The 16683-nt window shown below is 71.5% G+C and carries 14 protein-coding genes; 13 read left to right on the top strand and 1 reads right to left on the bottom strand.

Annotated features, from left to right (window positions below):
* The first annotated feature begins 106 nt into the window (after positions 1-106).
* Genes NQ165_RS10065 through pheT form a run of 4 tightly spaced genes read left to right on the top strand, consistent with a single transcriptional unit; the run spans position 107 to position 5291 of the window.
* Positions 107-763 carry an amino acid ABC transporter permease gene (locus NQ165_RS10065; RefSeq protein WP_257533170.1) on the top strand — a complete coding sequence of 219 codons (657 nt, stop codon included), beginning with the start codon at positions 107-109 and terminating at the stop codon, positions 761-763.
* Complete coding sequence (locus NQ165_RS10060; RefSeq protein WP_257533168.1) at positions 760-1686, top strand: amino acid ABC transporter permease; 927 nt, start codon at positions 760-762, stop codon at positions 1684-1686. The genes NQ165_RS10065 and NQ165_RS10060 overlap by 4 nt, the downstream gene beginning before the upstream one ends.
* 54 nt (positions 1687-1740) lie before the next feature.
* A complete protein-coding gene (gene pheS, locus NQ165_RS10055) occupies positions 1741-2781 on the top strand; it encodes a phenylalanine--tRNA ligase subunit alpha (RefSeq protein ID WP_257533167.1) in 1041 nt (346 codons plus the stop codon).
* Positions 2781-5291: a phenylalanine--tRNA ligase subunit beta gene (pheT, locus tag NQ165_RS10050; protein WP_257533165.1), complete on the top strand. Its 2511-nt coding sequence runs from the start codon at positions 2781-2783 to the stop codon at positions 5289-5291. Before pheS ends, pheT begins: the two co-directional genes overlap by 1 nt.
* Positions 5292-5328: 37 nt before the next feature.
* Here the strand turns inward: pheT and NQ165_RS10045 are convergent, their stop codons facing one another.
* Positions 5329-6453 carry an AAA family ATPase gene (locus NQ165_RS10045; RefSeq protein WP_257533163.1) on the bottom strand — a complete coding sequence of 375 codons (1125 nt, stop codon included), beginning with the start codon at positions 6451-6453 and terminating at the stop codon, positions 5329-5331.
* Between the two features lie 126 nt (positions 6454-6579).
* Here NQ165_RS10045 and NQ165_RS10040 point away from each other — a divergent pair, with 126 nt between their 5' ends.
* The 9 genes from NQ165_RS10040 to NQ165_RS10000 all read left to right on the top strand — a co-directional run bounded on the left by NQ165_RS10040 (position 6580) and on the right by NQ165_RS10000 (position 16284).
* The gene (locus tag NQ165_RS10040; RefSeq protein WP_257533161.1) at positions 6580-7551 is read left to right on the top strand and encodes an NAD-dependent epimerase/dehydratase family protein; all 972 of its coding nucleotides are present in this window, start codon (positions 6580-6582) and stop codon (positions 7549-7551) included.
* Between the two features lie 255 nt (positions 7552-7806).
* Positions 7807-8868, top strand: a complete 1062-nt coding sequence (gene argC / locus NQ165_RS10035) for an N-acetyl-gamma-glutamyl-phosphate reductase (protein WP_257533159.1) — start codon at positions 7807-7809, stop codon at positions 8866-8868.
* A complete protein-coding gene (gene argJ, locus NQ165_RS10030) occupies positions 8865-10022 on the top strand; it encodes a bifunctional glutamate N-acetyltransferase/amino-acid acetyltransferase ArgJ (protein WP_257533158.1) in 1158 nt (385 codons plus the stop codon). The genes argC and argJ overlap by 4 nt, the downstream gene beginning before the upstream one ends.
* Positions 10019-10918, top strand: coding sequence for an acetylglutamate kinase (gene argB / locus NQ165_RS10025; RefSeq protein WP_257533156.1), 900 nt, complete (start codon positions 10019-10021; stop codon positions 10916-10918). Before argJ ends, argB begins: the two co-directional genes overlap by 4 nt.
* Complete coding sequence (locus tag NQ165_RS10020; protein ID WP_257533154.1) at positions 10915-12162, top strand: acetylornithine transaminase; 1248 nt, start codon at positions 10915-10917, stop codon at positions 12160-12162. The genes argB and NQ165_RS10020 overlap by 4 nt, the downstream gene beginning before the upstream one ends.
* Positions 12159-13082, top strand: a complete 924-nt coding sequence (gene argF / locus NQ165_RS10015; RefSeq protein WP_257533151.1) for an ornithine carbamoyltransferase — start codon at positions 12159-12161, stop codon at positions 13080-13082. Before NQ165_RS10020 ends, argF begins: the two co-directional genes overlap by 4 nt.
* The gene (locus NQ165_RS10010; RefSeq protein WP_257533150.1) at positions 13061-14149 is read left to right on the top strand and encodes a DUF1624 domain-containing protein; all 1089 of its coding nucleotides are present in this window, start codon (positions 13061-13063) and stop codon (positions 14147-14149) included. Before argF ends, NQ165_RS10010 begins: the two co-directional genes overlap by 22 nt.
* 9 nt (positions 14150-14158) lie before the next feature.
* A complete protein-coding gene (argH, locus tag NQ165_RS10005) occupies positions 14159-15589 on the top strand; it encodes an argininosuccinate lyase (protein ID WP_257533148.1) in 1431 nt (476 codons plus the stop codon).
* A 50-nt stretch (positions 15590-15639) separates the two neighbouring features.
* The gene (locus NQ165_RS10000; protein ID WP_257533147.1) at positions 15640-16284 is read left to right on the top strand and encodes a SatD family protein; all 645 of its coding nucleotides are present in this window, start codon (positions 15640-15642) and stop codon (positions 16282-16284) included.
* Positions 16285-16683 lie beyond the last annotated feature (399 nt).

Genomic DNA, 16683 nt, shown 5'->3' with positions numbered 1-16683 from the left:
CCGGGGGGGGGGGGGGGGCCCCGGGGGTGGGGGGGGGGGGGGGGGGGGGGGGGGGGCCCCGCCCCCCCCCCCGACCCTCTTCCTGATCCGACCGAGAGAAGTACGCATGGGCGTCATCACCGACAACGCCGACGTGTGGGGCGAAGCCCTGCTGGGCACTCTCATCCTGTTCTTCGGCGGCGGGGTGCTCGCCCTCGTGCTCGGCATCGTCGTCGCCGCGATGCGCGTCTCGCCCATCCCGGTGGCCCGTGCCGTCGGCACGATCTACGTCAACACGATCCGCAACACGCCGCTGACGCTCGTGTTCTTCGCGTTCGCGTTCGCCCTGCCTCCGATCCTGGGCCTGCGATTGACCTCCGACGTGTCGCTGACCCTCGCGATCAGCGCGCTGGGGCTGTACACCGCGACCTATGTGGCCGAGACGATCCGCTCCGGTATCAACACGGTCCCGGTAGGGCAGGCCGAAGCCGCCCGCGCTCTGGGCCTCACCTTCGGCCAGGTGATGGGCCTCGTGGTGATGCCGCAGGCGTTCCGCTCGGTGATCCCGCCGATGATGAGCGTCTTCATCGCGCTGCTGAAGAACACCACCGTCGCCGCCGGGTTCTCGGTCGTCAACCTCGGCTCGGCCCGCAACTACCTCAGTGAGCGGGGCGAGAACCAGTTCCTCGTGATCGTCTGGGTCATGGTCATCTTCGTGGCGCTGGTGCTGCTGCTGTCGTGGCTGCAGCGAACGCTCGAGAACCGATGGAGGGTGACCCGATGACCTCGGTCCTGTACGACGTCCCCGGTCCCCGGGCCATCGTCCGCAACCGCATCCTCGGCGTCGTCACGGTGCTGCTCGTCGCGGCGGTGCTGGGCTTCCTGCTGTGGCGCCTCATCGACACCGGGCAGTTCTCCGCCCGCAAGTGGCAGGCCTTCAGCTACACCACCGTGTGGCTCAACATCGGGGAAGCCACGCTGCGCACTCTGGCCGCCTTCGCCGTGGCGGCGGTCGGTGCGCTCGTGGTGGGCTTCGTCCTCGCGATCGGGCGACTGTCCGATCACGCGTGGGTGCGCATCCCCGTCGGCGCCGTCGTCGAGGTGTTCCGCGCCGTGCCCGTGCTGGTCTTCATGTTCCTGCTCTACTACGGGCTGCCGGTGATCGGCATCCGGATGGACTCGTACTGGGCCGTCGTCATCGCGCTCATCGCCTATAACGGCCCCGTGCTCGCCGAGGTCATCCGCGCCGGCGTGCAGTCGCTGCCGCGCGGTCAGCAGGAGGCCGGCTACGCCCTCGGCCTGCGCAAGTCGGGTGTGATGCGGCTCGTGCTGCTGCCGCAGGCGATCCGCGCCATGCTGCCCGTGATCATCGCGCAGCTGGTGGTGACGCTGAAGGACACCGCGCTGGGCTTCATCATCACCTACCCCGAGCTGCTGTTCTACGCGCGCTACCTGGGCTCGCAGTCGACGTACGGCTCGCCGATCGTGCCGATGACGATCATCGTCGGCGCCATCTACATCGGGCTCTGCCTGCTGCTCTCGCTGGTGGCCACGGTCGTCGAGAAGCGTCTGCGCCGCTCGGCGCGCACGCCCGGTGTCGCGCCGATGCACCACCCGGTGGGCGAGGTCACAGACACGCAGCTCATCGCGGTGCAGCAGCGCGCGGACCGCGCGCTCGACGGCAAGGCGGGCCCGAACGACGGCTGATCCACGGCTCTACCGACGCGGGAACGCCCTCCCGCGTCGGTAGACTCGTTCCTCGTGTCCGAGACTCCCGAGATCACCCCTGAAGCGGTGGATGCCGCCGTCGACGCGGCTCTCGCCGCGATCGCCGCCGCCACCACCACGGCCGAGCTGAAGGCGGCGCGTTCCGCGCACACCGCCGAGGGCTCGCCGCTGGCCGCCCTCAACGCGCAGCTGCGCAACGTGCCCAACGAGCGCAAGGCCGAGTTCGGCAAGCTCGTCGGGCAGGCCCGCGGCCGGGTCACCCAGGCGCTCGCCGCCCGCGAGGGCGAGGTCGCCGCGGCCGAGACCGCCGCACGCCTCGAGGCCGAGCGGGTCGACGTCACCGCGCTCGCGCAGCGCGCGCGCACCGGTGCACGGCATCCGCTGAGCCTGCTGCAGGAGCAGATCGCCGACCTGTTCGTCGGCATGGGGTGGGAGATCGCCGAGGGCCCCGAGCTCGAGCACGAGTGGTTCAACTTCGATGCGCTCAACTTCGACGCCGACCACCCGGCACGGCAGATGCAGGACACGTTCTACGTCGATCCCGTCGAGCGTCACCTCGTGATGCGCACGCACACCAGCCCCGTGCAGGTGCGCAGCATGCTCGAGCGCGACCTGCCGATCTACATCCTCGCCCCGGGCCGGGTGTACCGCACCGACGAGTTCGATGCGACCCATCTCCCCGTCTTCAGCCAGTTCGAGGGTCTCGTGGTCGACAAGGGCATCACGATGGCGCACCTCAAGGGCACGCTCGACCATGTCGCGCGGGTGCTCTTCGGCGACGAGGCGAAGACCCGCATGCGGGCGAACTTCTTCCCCTTCACCGAGCCGTCGGCGGAGTTCGACCTGTGGCACCCCACCTTCAAGGGCGGTGCCCGCTGGATCGAGTGGGGCGGCTGCGGGATGGTGAACCCCAATGTGCTGCGCGCGGCCGGGATCGACCCGGAGGTGTACTCCGGGTTCGCGTTCGGAATGGGCTTCGAGCGCACCCTGATGTTCCGCAGCGATGTACAGGACATGCGTGACATGGCCGAAGGCGATGTCCGCTTCAGCGAGCAGTTTGGAATGGTGGTCTGATGCGCGTTCCGCTCTCGTGGCTGCGTGAATACGTCGACGTCCCGGCGGATGCCACGCCCGAGGATGTCCTCGCGGCGCTGGTGTCGGTGGGCTTCGAAGAGGAGGACGTGCACGGCTTCGACCTGCAGGGCCCGATCGTCGTCGGCCAGGTGGTCGAGTTCGTCGAGGAGCCCCAGTCCAACGGCAAGACGATCCGCTGGTGTCAGGTCGACGTCGGCGAGGCCAACGGGGGAGTGCGCGGCATCGTCTGCGGCGCCCGCAACTTCTTCGCCGGCGACAAGGTCGTCGTGACCCTGCCGGGTGCCGTGCTGCCGGGGCCCTTCCCGATCGCGGCGCGCAAGACGTACGGCCACGTGTCGGACGGCATGATCGCCTCGGCGAAGGAGCTGGGGCTCGGTGACGAGCACAGCGGCATCCTGCGCCTGGTGGAGCTGGGCCTCGACCCCCAGGTGGGGACGGATGCCATCGCCCTGCTGGGCCTGGACGACGTCGCCGTCGAGATCAACGTCACGCCCGACCGCGGGTACGCGCTGTCGATGCGCGGCGTGGCGCGCGAGTACTCGCACGCCACCGGTGCGGCGTTCCGCGACCCGGGCGAGCGGGAATGGGGCGAGCTGCAGCAGCCGGTGGAGGGCTTCGCCGTCGCCGTGGATGACCAGGCGCCCATCCGCGGGCACCTGGGGGCGAGCGAGTTCGTCGTGCGGATCGTCCGTGACGTCGACCCCACCAAGCCGACACCGCCGTGGATGGTCGCGCGGCTGACGCTCGCCGGCATCCGGTCGCTCGGCATCCTGATCGACATCACCAACTACGTGATGCTCGAGCTCGGCAACCCGATCCACGGCTACGACCTCGACCGCCTGCAGGGCGGCATCACGGTGCGCCGGGCGCACGAGGGCGAGAAGCTCACGACGCTCGACGGCAAGGAGCGCACGCTCAGCCCCGAGGACCTGCTCATCACCGACGAGTCCGGCCCCATCGGCCTCGCCGGCGTGATGGGCGGCGGCACGACCGAGATGACCGATGCGACGCGCGACGTGCTCATCGAAGCCGCGATCTTCGACACCGTCTCGATCGCGCGCACCGCCCGGCGGCACAAGCTGCCCTCCGAGGCGTCGCGTCGCTTCGAGCGCGGCGTGGATCCGCTCATCCCGTTCGTCGCCGCCCGGCGCGTGGCCGACCTGATGGTGGAGTACGCCGGTGGCACGCTCGACACCGAGGTCGGCGGCGCGCTGTTCGCCGACGTGCACATCGCCGGCATCGAGCTGCCGAAGCCCTTCGTCCCGGGGCTCATCGGCGTGGACTACAGCGATGCGGAGATCGTCGGCGCGCTGGAGACGATCGGCTGCGAGGTGACCGAGACCGCCCAGGGGTGGGTCGTCATCCCGCCGTCGTGGCGTCCCGACCTCACCGACGCGTGGACCCTCGCCGAGGAGGTCGCCCGCATCCACGGCTACGACCGCATCCCCTCCGTGCTGCCGGTGCCGCCGTCGGGCCGCGGGCTGACGCCCGCGCAGTCCGGTCGGCGCCGGGTGGCGAACGCGCTGGCAGCCGCCGGGTACACCGAGACGCCGTCGTTCCCGTTCACGACCGCCGAGCAGAACGACCTGCACGGGTCGGCGTCGGGGGAGCACCTGCCCAGCGTCAAGCTCGCCAACCCGCTCGACGGTCAGGCCCCGTTCCTGCGTCGTTCGCTCGTGCCGGGTCTCCTGCAGGTGGCGCACCGCAACCTGGCGCGCGGGTTCGGCGACCTCGCGCTGTTCGAGACCGGCGCGGTGTTCCTGCCTGAGCCCGGTGTCGCCTACGGCACCGACCACGTGCCGCCGCTGGCGGTGCGCCCGGATGCCGCCACGCTCGCGGCCCTCGACGCGTCGATTCCGCCGCAGCCGCGTCACGTCGCCGTGCTGCTGACCGGCCAGCGTGTCGCGAAGCAGCCCGGGCAGTCCGCCGAGGCGTTCGATCTGGGCGATGCGCTGGATGCCGTCCGCACCATCGCGGTGGCCGCGGGTGTCACGATCGATGTCGCCCAGGGCGAGCGTGCCGCGCTGCACCCGGGACGCACCGGCGTGCTGGCTGTCGGCGACATCGAGGTGGGGTACGTCGGCGAGGTGCTGCCGGCCGTCTCTGAGGCCGCCGACCTGCCGGGCCGCGTGATCGTCGCCGAGATCGACCTCGACCGCGTGCTGTCGCTCGCGGGCGACCGTGTCGTGGTCGCGTCGCTGTCGGGGTACCCCGCGGCGACCCAGGACGTCTCGCTCGTCGTGCCTGCCGAGACGCCGGCATCCGCCGTGCGCGCCGCGCTGGTCGACGGGGCGGGCGACCTGCTGGAGTCCCTGCGGCTGGTGGACGACTACCGCGGGGCGGGGCTTCCCGACGGGGCGAAAAGCCTCACGTTCGCGCTGCGGTTCCGCGCGCCCGACCGCACGCTGACCGCGGCGGAGGCCACCGAGGCGAAGCTCGCCGGGGTCGCCGTCGCCGCCGACCGCCTGGGAGCCGCCATCCGCGAGTGAGCGTGCGCCGCCGGCGCTCCCCGCCGGGAGCGTCGGTCTAGCGGGATCCCCAGTTCCAGGCCGGGACGTCGAGGAGCCCCTGACCGGCCACGACGGTGCCGTCGGCGGTGCGCTGCAGCTCGACGCGCTCGGCGCCGTCGAGACCCGCGACCAGCTGCGGCGCGTGCGTCACGACGATCAGCTGGGTGCGATCGGCTGCGGCGGCGATGAGCCCGGCCAGGGGGTCGAGCAGGTCGGCGTGCAGACTGGCCTCCGGCTCGTTGAGCACGATGAGCGGCGCGGGTCGCGCCGGCAGCAGCGCCGCGCACAGCAGGAGGTAGCGCAGGGTGCCGTCGGAGAGCTCGGCGGCCTGCAGCGGTCGCAGCAACCCGGGCAGGCGCAGCGCCAGCGAGAACAGGCCGTCGGCCGCGGTGACCTCGACGCGCGCGCCGGGGAACGCCGCATCGACCGCAGCGGCGAGGGCTGCGCCGTTCCCGGCGTCCTCGATGGTCGCCCACACGGCCGCCAGGTTCTCGCCGCCGTGCGACAGCGTGTGTGAGCGGGTGCCGACCTGGGGCCGGCGCGCCGGGGCATCGGCGTCGACGCGGAAGTGGTCGTAGAACCGCCACGCGCCGAGCATGCGCCGCAGCGTCAGCAGCTCGGGTGCGGTGTCGCCGTCCGCGAGGTCGGTGACGATGCTCTCGAAGGGAGCCAGGGTCTGGTCCAGCGTCGTCCAGCCGCCGTCGCGCACCCGGGTCGCGCCGCGCAGCCGATCGATGAGCAGGGTGGCGGGCTTGGCCAGGGCTCCCGCGAAGACCTGCTCGCGCTTGATCTCGGGGTCGCGGGCGAAGAGGTTGCGCTGGTCGGACTGCGGGATGCCGAGGTCGATCAGGTAGCCGAGCTCGTCGCCGGCGAAGCCCAGCTGCACGGCGACCGGCGCACGGCGCAGGGTCGCCGCGCCGCCGCCGTTCTCGGGGCCCGCCCACAGCACGGAGGGGAGGCCGCCCTCACGGGCGATCGCCGCGATGAGCGATCCGGTGGCGGTGGCGGAGAGCAGACGCAGCGCGCGGTACAGGTTGGACTTGCCCGACCCGTTGGCTCCGGTGACGACGGTGAGCGGGGCCAGGGGGACGACCACGTCGCGCAGCGACCGATAGCCGGAGACGGCGAGAGTGCGGAGCATCCCTCGATCCTGGCAGGTCGCCCCGACACCGCGCCGAGCGGGGGCTCCGTCGGTGCCGCGCCATACCCAAGGGCGACCCGAGCGCAAGGCGTCGCGCCGCGGCATCCGCTCTGCTGGAATCGACCCATGGTGGATGTGCTGATGCTGGGTGGGACGGGCTGGCTGGGTTCTCGGGTGGCAGAGCGCTGGCTCGCCAAGGGCGCGAAGGTGACGTGCCTGGCGCGCGGACGACGACCCGCACCCGAGGGGGCACGCCTGGTGACGGCGGACCGGGGGGCGCCGGGGGCGTATGACGCCGTCGCCGACCGGGAGTGGGATGAAGTGGTGGACGTGTCCTCGGATGCGGCCCACGTGGCGTCCGCGGTGACCGCGCTCGCCGCCCACACCCGCCACTTCACCTTCGTCTCGACGGTCTCGGTGTACGCGGATGCCGACGGCGACGGCGACGAGTCCGACGCGGTGGTCGGCCCCGCGGCGGCGGGGCAGTCGGACTACCCCCACGAGAAGGCGGCGGCGGAGGCCATCGTCCGCAGCGCCCTCGCGCACCGTGCCGCGATCGTGCGCCCGGGGCTGATCGCCGGCCCTGGCGACCCGACCGACCGGTTCGGCTACTGGGTGTCGCGGTTCGCCCTCGCGGGGGATGCGCCGGTGCTCGTCCCCGAGACCGACGGCAAGGGCGCCGCGGTGATCGACGTGGACGATCTCGCCGACTTCATCGTCGCGATCGGGGACGCACGCTGGACCGGCGTCGTCAACGCCGTCGGCGACCCCCACACGCTCGCGGACGTGCTCGCGCAGGCGCGGGAGGTCGCCGGGCACACGGGCGACATCGTGGCGGCGTCGGACTCGTGGCTGGCCGAGCATGCCGTCGGGCACTGGTCCGGCCCGCGCTCGCTGCCGCTGACCGTGCCATCGGGGCATCGGGGCGTGTGGTCGCGGTCGAACGCCGCCTACAAGATCCTGGGCGGGCGGCTGCGGCCGCTGCGCTCGACGCTCGAACGCACGCTGGATGCCGAACGCACGGCGGGGCTGGACCGTGACCGCCGCGCGGGGATGACGCGCGAAGAGGAGATCTCGCTGCTCTCGGCGATCGAGTGAGTCGCCTCGGACACTCCCTGGGTCGCCCGCCGGGTCCGTCCCCAGCCGACGCGGGTTTGCGACCGAGGGCTGAGGGGGGATATCGTCGCGGCATGCCTTCGGCTGTGTGCACCTCCGCGACGCTCGTCTCGAGCATCGCTGCTGCGCGCCGCCGGCGGGACGGGCGCCGACTCTAGGCGACCCTGCGCGCGGCCGTCCAGCCGCCGTCGGTGTCGCCGTCACCGGCCCCGCATCCCAGCCAATTAAGGTGTATTCATGACCTATTCGGTCGCCGTCTCCGGCGCTTCCGGCTATGCGGGCGGCGAGATCCTGCGTCTGCTCGCCGCTCATCCCGACATCGAGATCCGCACCGTCACGGCGCACTCCAACGCCGGGCAGCCCCTCATCGACCACCAGCCGCACCTGCGGTCGCTGGCCCACCTGCAGCTGCAGGAGACCACGCCCGAGGTGCTCGCCGGGCACGACATCGTGTTCCTCGCCCTGCCCCACGGGCAGTCGGCGCAGTACACCGACGCGCTGGCCGACACCCCGCTCGTCATCGACGCCGGCGCTGATCACCGTCTCACGTCCGCCGCGGCGTGGGAGCAGTTCTACGGCGGGCCGTTCCCGGAACCGTGGGCCTACGGCGTCCCCGAACTGCTCGTCGACGGCGGGAAGCAGCGTCACCGCCTCGTGGGCGCGAGCCGCATCGCCGCTCCCGGCTGCAACGCCTCCACCGTCAGCCTCAGCCTCGCGCCCGGTGTGGCCGCCGGCGTCATCGACCCGGGCGACATCGTCTCGGTGCTCGCCGTCGGACCGTCCGGAGCGGGCAAGAGCCTCAAGCCGAACCTGCTCGCCGCCGAGGTCCTCGGCAGCGCGAACCCGTATGCCGTCGGCGGCACGCATCGGCACATTCCCGAGATCCGGCAGGCCCTCGCCGCAGCCGCGAGCTCCGAGAGTGCCGACCCCGCCGGCATCCGCGTCTCGTTCACCCCCGTGATCGTGCCGATGGCCCGCGGCATCCTCGCCACGAGCTCGGCCCCCATCGCCCCCGGCGCGACGGATGCCGACATCCGCGGCGCCTGGGAACAGGCGTACCGCGACGAGCCGTTCGTGCAGCTGCTCCCCGCAGGCACCTTCCCGCGCACGGCCGACGTGGTCGGCGCCAACACCGCGCTGCTGGGCCTCGCGATCGACCGCGCCGCGAACCGCGTCGTCGTCGTCGCGGCGGTGGACAACCTCGTCAAGGGCACCGCCGGCGCGGCGATCCAATCGATGAACATCGCCCTCGGCCTTCCCGAGGCCACGGGCCTGACCGTGAACGGAGTGGCACCGTGAGCGTCACCGCAGCACAGGGATTCGAAGCGGCCGGCGTGGCCGTCGGCCTGAAGTCCAGCGGCAACAAGGACGTCGCGATCGTCGTCAACCGCGGCCCCCGCAAGGTCGGCGCCGCGGTGTTCACCACCAACCGCGCCAAGGCGAACCCGATCATCTGGTCCCAGCAGGCGATCGCCGACGGAGTCGTCGAGGCCATCGTGCTCAACTCCGGCGGCGCGAACTGCTTCACCGGATCGTTCGGCTTCCAGACCACCCACCAGACGGCCGAGAAGACGGCAGAACTGCTCGGGGTGAGCGCGGGCGACGTGCTCGTCTGCTCCACCGGCCTGATCGGCACCGGCGACGAGGTCTTCCGCGCCAAAGTGCTCGACGGCGTCGCGCGGGGCATCGCCGCGCTGTCGCCGGAGGGTGGCGACGATGCCGCCCAGGCGATCATGACCACCGATTCGCGTCAGAAGTCCAGCGTCTTCCGCGGGGAGGGCTGGACGATCGGCGGCATGGCCAAGGGCGCCGGCATGCTCGCTCCTGGCCTGGCGACCATGCTCGTGGTGATCACGACCGACGCCGTGCTCGACGCCGCGGAGGCCGACGCCCACCTGCGCGCCGCCACCCGAGTGAGCTTCGACCGGCTCGATTCCGACGGCTGCATGTCGACCAACGACCAGGTGACGCTGCTCGCGAGCGGTGCCACCGACGTCGTCCCCGACCCGCACGCGTTCCGCGCCGCGCTCACCGCGGTCTGCAGCGACCTCGCCCGTCAGCTGCAGGGCGACGCCGAGGGCGCCAGCCACGACATCACGATCCAGGTCACCGCGGCGGCGACCGAGGACGACGCCGTTACGGTGGGACGCTCGGTCGCGCGCAACAACCTGTTCAAGGCCGCCATCTTCGGCAACGACCCGAACTGGGGTCGCGTGCTGGCGGCGATCGGCACGACCGACGCGGCGTTCGACCCGTACGACGTGGACGTCTGGATGAACGGGGTGCGCGTGTGCACCGCCGGCGGCCCGGACCGCCCCCGCGAGGAAGTCGACCTCACCCCCCGCGCAACGCACGTGCACATCGACCTGAAGGTCGGCGACGCCGCGGCGACGATCCTCACCAACGACCTCACGCACGACTACGTCCACGAGAACAGCGCCTATTCCTCATGACCGACATCCAGCAGACCACCCCCGAAGAGGCCGCGGTCAAGGCGGGCGTGCTCATCGAGTCGCTGCCGTGGCTCAAGCGCTTCAGCGAGCAGATCATCGTCATCAAGTTCGGCGGCAACGCCATGGTCTCCGAAGAGCTGCAGGACGCCTTCGCCGAAGACATCGCGTACCTGCGTTTCGTCGGGGTCAAGCCCGTCGTCGTGCACGGCGGAGGGCCGCAGATCTCCCGCATGCTCGACCGCCTGGAGATCCCGAGCGAGTTCCGTGGCGGCTACCGGGTCACCTCCACCGAGGCGATCTCGGTGGTGCGGATGGTGCTCACCGGTCAGATCAACCCGCAGCTGGTCAGCCGCATCAACACGCACGGCCCGTTCGCCAGCGGCCTCTCGGGCGAGGACGCCGGCCTGTTCGGCGGACGTCGTCGCCGCGTGCACGTCGACGGGGTGGATCATGACCTCGGCAACGTGGGCGACGTCGTCGAGGTGGACCCGCAGCCGGTGCTGGATCAGCTCGCCGCCGGTCGCATCCCGGTGGTCTCGAGCATCGCGCCCGACCTGGACAACCCCGGCCAGTCGCTCAACGTCAACGCCGACGCCGCCGCGGCATCGCTCGCCGTCGCGCTCGGGGCGACGAAGCTCATCATCCTCACCGATGTGCCGGGTCTGTACGCCGACTGGCCCGACCGCAGCTCGCTGGTGTCGCACCTGACGGCCACGGACCTGCGTGCCATGCTGCCGAGCCTGGAGTCGGGGATGATCCCGAAGATGCAGGCATGCCTGGACGCGGTGGACGGGGGAGTGGACACCGCGGCCATCATCGACGGCCGCCAGCCCCACTCGCTGCTGGTGGAGATCTTCACGGAACAGGGCATCGGCACGGAGGTGGTGGCGGGATGACCGCGGACAACTGGCAGGACGACGCACGCCGGGATCTGGTGCGCAACGTCGGCGATCGGTACGCACTGTTCGTGCGCGGGGAGGGCGCGTCGCTGTGGGATGCCGAGGGGCGCCGCTACCTCGACTTCCTCGCCGGCATCGCCGTCACCTCCCTCGGTCACGCCCACCCGGCGTTCGTCGAAGCGGTCGCCACCCAGGCGGCGACCCTCGCGCACGTGTCGAACTTCTTCGCCACGCCGCCCCAGCTCGAGCTCGCCGCGCGCCTCAAGCGCCTGGCCGGCACCGGCGAGAGCGGCCGGGTGTACTTCGCCAACTCGGGCGCCGAGGCCAACGAGGCCGCCTTCAAGCTCGCCCGTCTGCACGGCGGCGCCGAGCGCCCCCGCATCATCGCGCTGAAGGATGCCTTCCACGGCCGCACGATGGGGACCCTCGCCCTGACCGGCAAGCCGTACATGCAGGAGCCGTTCCTTCCGATGGTTCCCGGCGTCGAATTCATCGACTCCACCGTCGAGGCGCTCGAGGCAGCGCTCGACGACCGGGTCGCGGCGCTGTTCGTGGAGCCCATCAAGGGCGAGGCGGGCGTGGTGGAACTGCCGGCCGGCTTCCTCCAGGCCGCGCGCGAGCTCACCGCCCGGCACGGCGCGCTGCTCATCATCGACGAGATCCAGACCGGCGCCGGACGCACCGGCGCCTGGTTCGGGTTCCAGCACGCCGGCATCGTCCCCGACGCCATCACCGTGGCCAAGGGCATCGGCGGCGGCTTCCCGATCGGCGCGCTCATCACGTTCGGCGAAGCCGGGGAGCTGTTCTACCCGGGCACCCACGGGTCCACGTTCGGCGGCAATGCGCTCGGCACAGCCGTGGCCTCGGCCGTGCTCGCCGAGATCGAGTCCGCCGACCTGGTCGGCAACGCCGCTGCGCGCGGCCCCCAGATCCGGGAGGCGATCGCCGCGATCGGCTCACCCCTGGTGGAGGGATGCCGCGGGCAGGGTCTGCTGATCGGCGTCGCCCTGCGGCATCCCGTCGCCGCCGCGATCGTCGCCGCCGCGCAGGAGCACGGACTCATCCTCAACGCCGCGAACGACCGCACGGTGCGCCTGGCGCCGCCGCTGACCATCGGCGACGTCGAGATCGACGAATTCGCCGACCTGTTCGCGCGCTCCCTGTCCACGGTCGAGCAGGCTCTGCTGCTCGACGACCCTGCGAACGACACCCCCACCCACTCCGAGGAGGCCCCCGCGTGACCCGCCACCTGCTGCGCGACGACGACCTGACCGCCGCCGAACAGGCCGAGATCCTCGACCTGGCCGTCGCGCTGAAGAAGGACCGCTGGAAGCTGAAGCCGCTGGAAGGCCCGCAGACGGTCGCGGTGATCTTCGACAAGTCCTCCACCCGCACCCGGGTCTCTTTCGCGGTGGGCATCGCCGACCTCGGCGGCTCGCCGCTGATCATCTCCACGGCCAACAGCCAGTTGGGAGGCAAGGAGACCCCCGCCGACACCGCACGGGTGCTGGAGCGCCAGGTCGCCGCGATCGTCTGGCGCACCTACGCGCAGGCAGGGCTCGAGGAGATGGCCGCGGGAACCCGCGTGCCTGTCGTCAACGCGCTCAGCGACGACTTCCACCCGTGCCAGCTGCTGGCCGATCTGCTCACCGTCCGCGAGCACAAGGGCGACCCCGCCGGGCTCACGCTGACGTTCTTCGGCGACGGCCGGAGCAACATGGGCCACTCCTACGCGCTCGCCGGTGTGACCGCCGGCATGCACGTGCGCATCGCCGCTCCCGAGGGCTACGGCCCGCAGGAATCCGTGGTCGCCGACGCACACCGTCGCGCCGCCGAGACGGGCGGCTCGCTGACGCTGTACACCGACCCGGCCGCCGCCGCCGCGGGCGCCGACGTGATCGTCACCGACACCTGGGTGTCGATGGGCAAGGAGGAGGAGAAGGCGGCGCGCCTGCGCGACCTCGGCGCCTACAAGGTCACCGCCGAGACCATGGCGCTCGCCTCACCCGACGCGATCTTCCTGCACTGCCTCCCCGCCGACCGCGGTTACGAGGTCGACGCCGAAGTGATCGACGGGCCGCAGAGCGTGGTCTGGGACGAGGCGGAGAATCGGCTGCACGCGCAGAAGGCGCTGCTGGTGTGGCTGCTGCGGCAGGGGTAACCCGACTGGACGCGCCCGGCCGGCTGGCCGGGATCGATCTGGCACGGGGGCTCGCGATCGTCGGCATGCTCGCCGCGCACCTGCTCGACGAGCGCGTGGCTGAGGCCGCACCCTGGACGGGAATCGTGGACGGCCGCTCGTCCATCCTCTTCGCCACGCTCGCCGGGGTGTCGGTCGGCATCGTCACCGGGGGACGAACCCCGCTGACGGGCGAGCGCATGCGCAGCGCGCGGGCGCGGCTGGCCCTGCGTGCCGGGATGCTGTACCTGATCGGCCTCGCGCTGATCGCCACCGGCGTGCCGGTCTTCGTCATCCTGCCCGCGTACGCACTGCTGTTCCTCCTGTCGCTGCCGTTCACCCGGCTGTCCGCCCGCACCCTGTTCCTCGTCGCCGCGGGCTGCGCGGTGACGATGCCGTTCGTGCAGGCCGCACTGGACATGCTCCCGTGGTGGGGGACGCCGGTGGGCGGGGACGTGTCGCTGCTGCTGGGCTGGCACTATCCGTTCCCGGTGTGGATCGCGTTCGTCCTCGCGGGGATGGGCCTGGCCCGCACCGACCTGCGGGACGCGATGGTGCAGCTGCGTCTCGTGGTCGCCGGCGCGGCCCTCACCCTCACGGGCTACGGCCTCGCCGCCGTCTCGGGCACGCGCGAACACGAAGAGGGCGCATCGGTGTGGGCGGCGACGTGGACGGCGCGACCGCACTCCAGCGGCATCCTGGAGGTCATCGGATCCGGCGGCTTCGCGATCGCGGTGATCGGGGTGTGCCTGCTGCTGTGCCGCACGCCGCTGCGGTGGCTGGTGCTGCCGCTGCGGGCGGCGGGTGCGATGCCGTTGACGGCCTATGTGGCTCAACTCGTCGTCTGGGTGATCTGGGCGATCGCGGCACTCGGGCGCACCCAGGACCTCGCCGCGTTCCGTGCGCTGGAGCCGTTCTGGCCGATCACCATCGGAATCCTCCTCGGCTGCACGGCGTGGGCGCTGCTCATCGGGCGCGGACCGCTCGAGTGGCTGGTGGGCGTCGTGGCGGGCCGGGCCGTCCCCGACCGGGCGGTCGTGCCCCGGTAGGCTGGAGCGGTGAGCGGAAGCAAGAGCGAAGGTACGAACGCGGGCGCACTCTGGGGTGGGCGGTTCGCGACGGGCCCGTCGCCGGAACTGGCGGCGCTGAGCCGATCGACGCACTTCGACTGGGTGCTCGCTCCTTACGACATCGCCGGCTCCCACGCCCACGCGAAAGCGCTCGCCGCAGCCGGCTACCTCACCGCCGACGAGGAGGCGCGCATGCACGCCGGCCTCGATGCGCTGGCCGCCGCCGTGCAGGACGGCTCCCTCACCGCCGCGCCCGGCGACGAGGACGTGCATGGTGCGCTCGAAGCGGCACTCATCGCCGAGGTCGGCGCCGACCTCGGCGGCAAGCTGCGCGCCGGTCGCAGCCGCAACGACCAGATCGCGACGCTCGTGCGGCTCTATCTGCTCGACCACGCCCGCGTCATCGCGCGCGAGATCCTGCGCGTCATCGACGCGATCGTCGCACAGGCCGAAGCGCACCCGACGGCGATCATGCCCGGGCGCACCCACCTGCAGCACGCCCAGCCGATCCTGCTGGCCCACCATCTGCAGGCGCACGCGTGGCCGCTGGTGCGCGACCTCGAGCGGCTGCGGGACTGGTCGGTGCGCGCCAGCGTGTCGCCCTACGGCGGCGGTGCCCTGGCAGGGGCGACCCTGGGGCTCGACCCGCAGTTGGTCGCCGACGAACTGGGGCTCGCGCGCCCGGCGGAGAACTCCCTCGACGGCACCGCAGCGCGTGATGTCGTGGCCGAGTTCGCCTTCGTGGCGGCGATGATCGCCGTCGACGTCTCGCGCTTCGCGGAGGACGTCATCATCTGGAACACTCGCGAGTTCGGCTTCGTCACGCTCGATGACGGCTACTCGACGGGGTCGAGCATCATGCCGCAGAAGAAGAACCCCGACATCGCCGAGCTCGCCCGCGGCAAGGCGGGTCGGCTGATCGGCAATCTGTCGGGCCTGCTGGCGACGCTGAAGGCCCTGCCCGTGGCCTACAACCGCGATCTGCAGGAGGACAAGGAGCCGGTGTTCGACTCGGTCACCACCCTCGAGGTGGTGCTGCCCGCGTTCGCCGGGATGGTCGCGACACTGCGGTTCGACACCGGCCGCATGGCCGCCCTCGCGCCGCAGGGGTTCTCCCTCGCCACCGACGTGGCCGAATGGCTCGTCAAGCGCGGCGTGCCCTTCCGTGACGCGCACGAGATCTCGGGTGCACTGGTGCAGGCATGCGAGCGGCGCGGCATCGAGTTGCACGACGCCGACGACGCCCTGCTCGCCGAGGTGTCGTCGCTGCTCACCCCCGACGTGCGGGAGGTGCTCACGATCGAGGGGTCGGTCGCCAGCCGCGACGGCGCGGGCGGCACGGCGCCGGTGCGCGTGGGGGAGCAGCGCGCCGAACTGATCACGCGCGCGCAGGCCGCAGCGCATGCGCTGGGCCTCTGAAAATAAGCAAAGCACTGATATTTTCTAGATATAAGCACTAGCCTTATGGCATGAGCCACGCAGCGGTGATCGCAGACATCGTCGGCTCGCGCCGGTTGCCGGACCGGGCGACCGCGCAGGCCGCCCTGGATGCGGCGATCGCACGGGTGGAGGCGGACTTTCCGCTCGCCGACCGGCCGCTGCGCCCCATCGTGGGCGATGAGTTGCAGGGGGTCTACCCCACCCTCGTCGGGGCGACCACGGCCACCCTGCTGCTGCGTCTCGCTCTTCCCGATGGCATCGAGTGCCGCTTCGGCATCGGGGTGGGGCCCGTCCGCGACGTGCCGTCGACGGCGGTCGGCACCATCTCCGAGGGGCCGGCCTGGTGGGCTGCGCGGGCGGCCATCGACATCGTGCACGCCAAGCAGAGCCGCGCTCTCCCGTCGTCGCGCACGTGGGCGGTCGCCGCAGAAGGGGAGGATGCCGCCACAGCCCAGTCCGTCCGACTGGCCAATGCCGCACTCCTCACCCGCGACCAGCTGATCTCCGCCATGGGGGAGCGCGCACGTCGCATCACCTACCGGCGATGCCTTGGCCATACCCAGCGTGCGATCGCCGCGGACGAGGACATCAGTCAGTCGGCCGTCTCCCAGGCGCTGGTCTCCTCCGGGGGAGCGGTGCTCGTCGACGCGGTGCAGACCCTCCTGTCCCCGTGATTCCGCGCGACACACCCGGGATGCGGGCCTGATTTGCCGAGACCGCAGGAGCGGCGTAATGTTTTCTCTGTTGGCCCCACAGGGGAAAGCGAAGCGGCCGGAAGGCCCCGCCCCCTCAAGTAGCCACAACCCATCCCACTCGCTCCTCGGAACGAAGCGTCTTTGACGTGGATGGATCTTCCCCGACTCGCTGGCTGGTCGATTTGACAAGCGCCGCGAGATGGGTAAGATAGAGAAGTTGCCCTGCGGGGGAGGTCGAGAGGCCGAACAGCAGGAGCATCCGATCCTTGAGAACTCAACAGCGTGCACTTGTCAAATGCCAAATAACCTCGTCCCGGTTTTTACCGGGTGAGATTCCTTTGGATCAAAGTCCGGCACTTCGGTGTCGGCAACGGATAA

The organism is Microbacterium sp. zg.Y1084 (assembly GCF_024623595.1).
In the GTDB taxonomy this organism is placed as follows: Bacteria; Actinomycetota; Actinomycetes; order Actinomycetales; family Microbacteriaceae; genus Microbacterium; species Microbacterium wangruii.
This window is presented reverse-complemented; position numbering and strand designations above follow the sequence as displayed.

What these genes read in the sequence shown, in the direction of transcription:
- NQ165_RS10065 (WP_257533170.1), top strand. Translation starts at nt 107, where the DNA reads ATGGGCGTCATCACCGACAACGCCGACGTGTGGGGCGAAGCCCTGCTG.
- NQ165_RS10060 (WP_257533168.1), top strand. Translation starts at nt 760, where the DNA reads ATGACCTCGGTCCTGTACGACGTCCCCGGTCCCCGGGCCATCGTCCGC.
- pheT (WP_257533165.1), top strand. Translation starts at nt 2,781, where the DNA reads ATGCGCGTTCCGCTCTCGTGGCTGCGTGAATACGTCGACGTCCCGGCG.
- NQ165_RS10045 (WP_257533163.1), bottom strand. Translation starts at nt 6,453, where the DNA reads ATGCTCCGCACTCTCGCCGTCTCCGGCTATCGGTCGCTGCGCGACGTG.
- NQ165_RS10040 (WP_257533161.1), top strand. Translation starts at nt 6,580, where the DNA reads ATGGTGGATGTGCTGATGCTGGGTGGGACGGGCTGGCTGGGTTCTCGG.
- argC (WP_257533159.1), top strand. Translation starts at nt 7,807, where the DNA reads ATGACCTATTCGGTCGCCGTCTCCGGCGCTTCCGGCTATGCGGGCGGC.
- argB (WP_257533156.1), top strand. Translation starts at nt 10,019, where the DNA reads ATGACCGACATCCAGCAGACCACCCCCGAAGAGGCCGCGGTCAAGGCG.
- NQ165_RS10020 (WP_257533154.1), top strand. Translation starts at nt 10,915, where the DNA reads ATGACCGCGGACAACTGGCAGGACGACGCACGCCGGGATCTGGTGCGC.
- NQ165_RS10000 (WP_257533147.1), top strand. Translation starts at nt 15,640, where the DNA reads ATGAGCCACGCAGCGGTGATCGCAGACATCGTCGGCTCGCGCCGGTTG.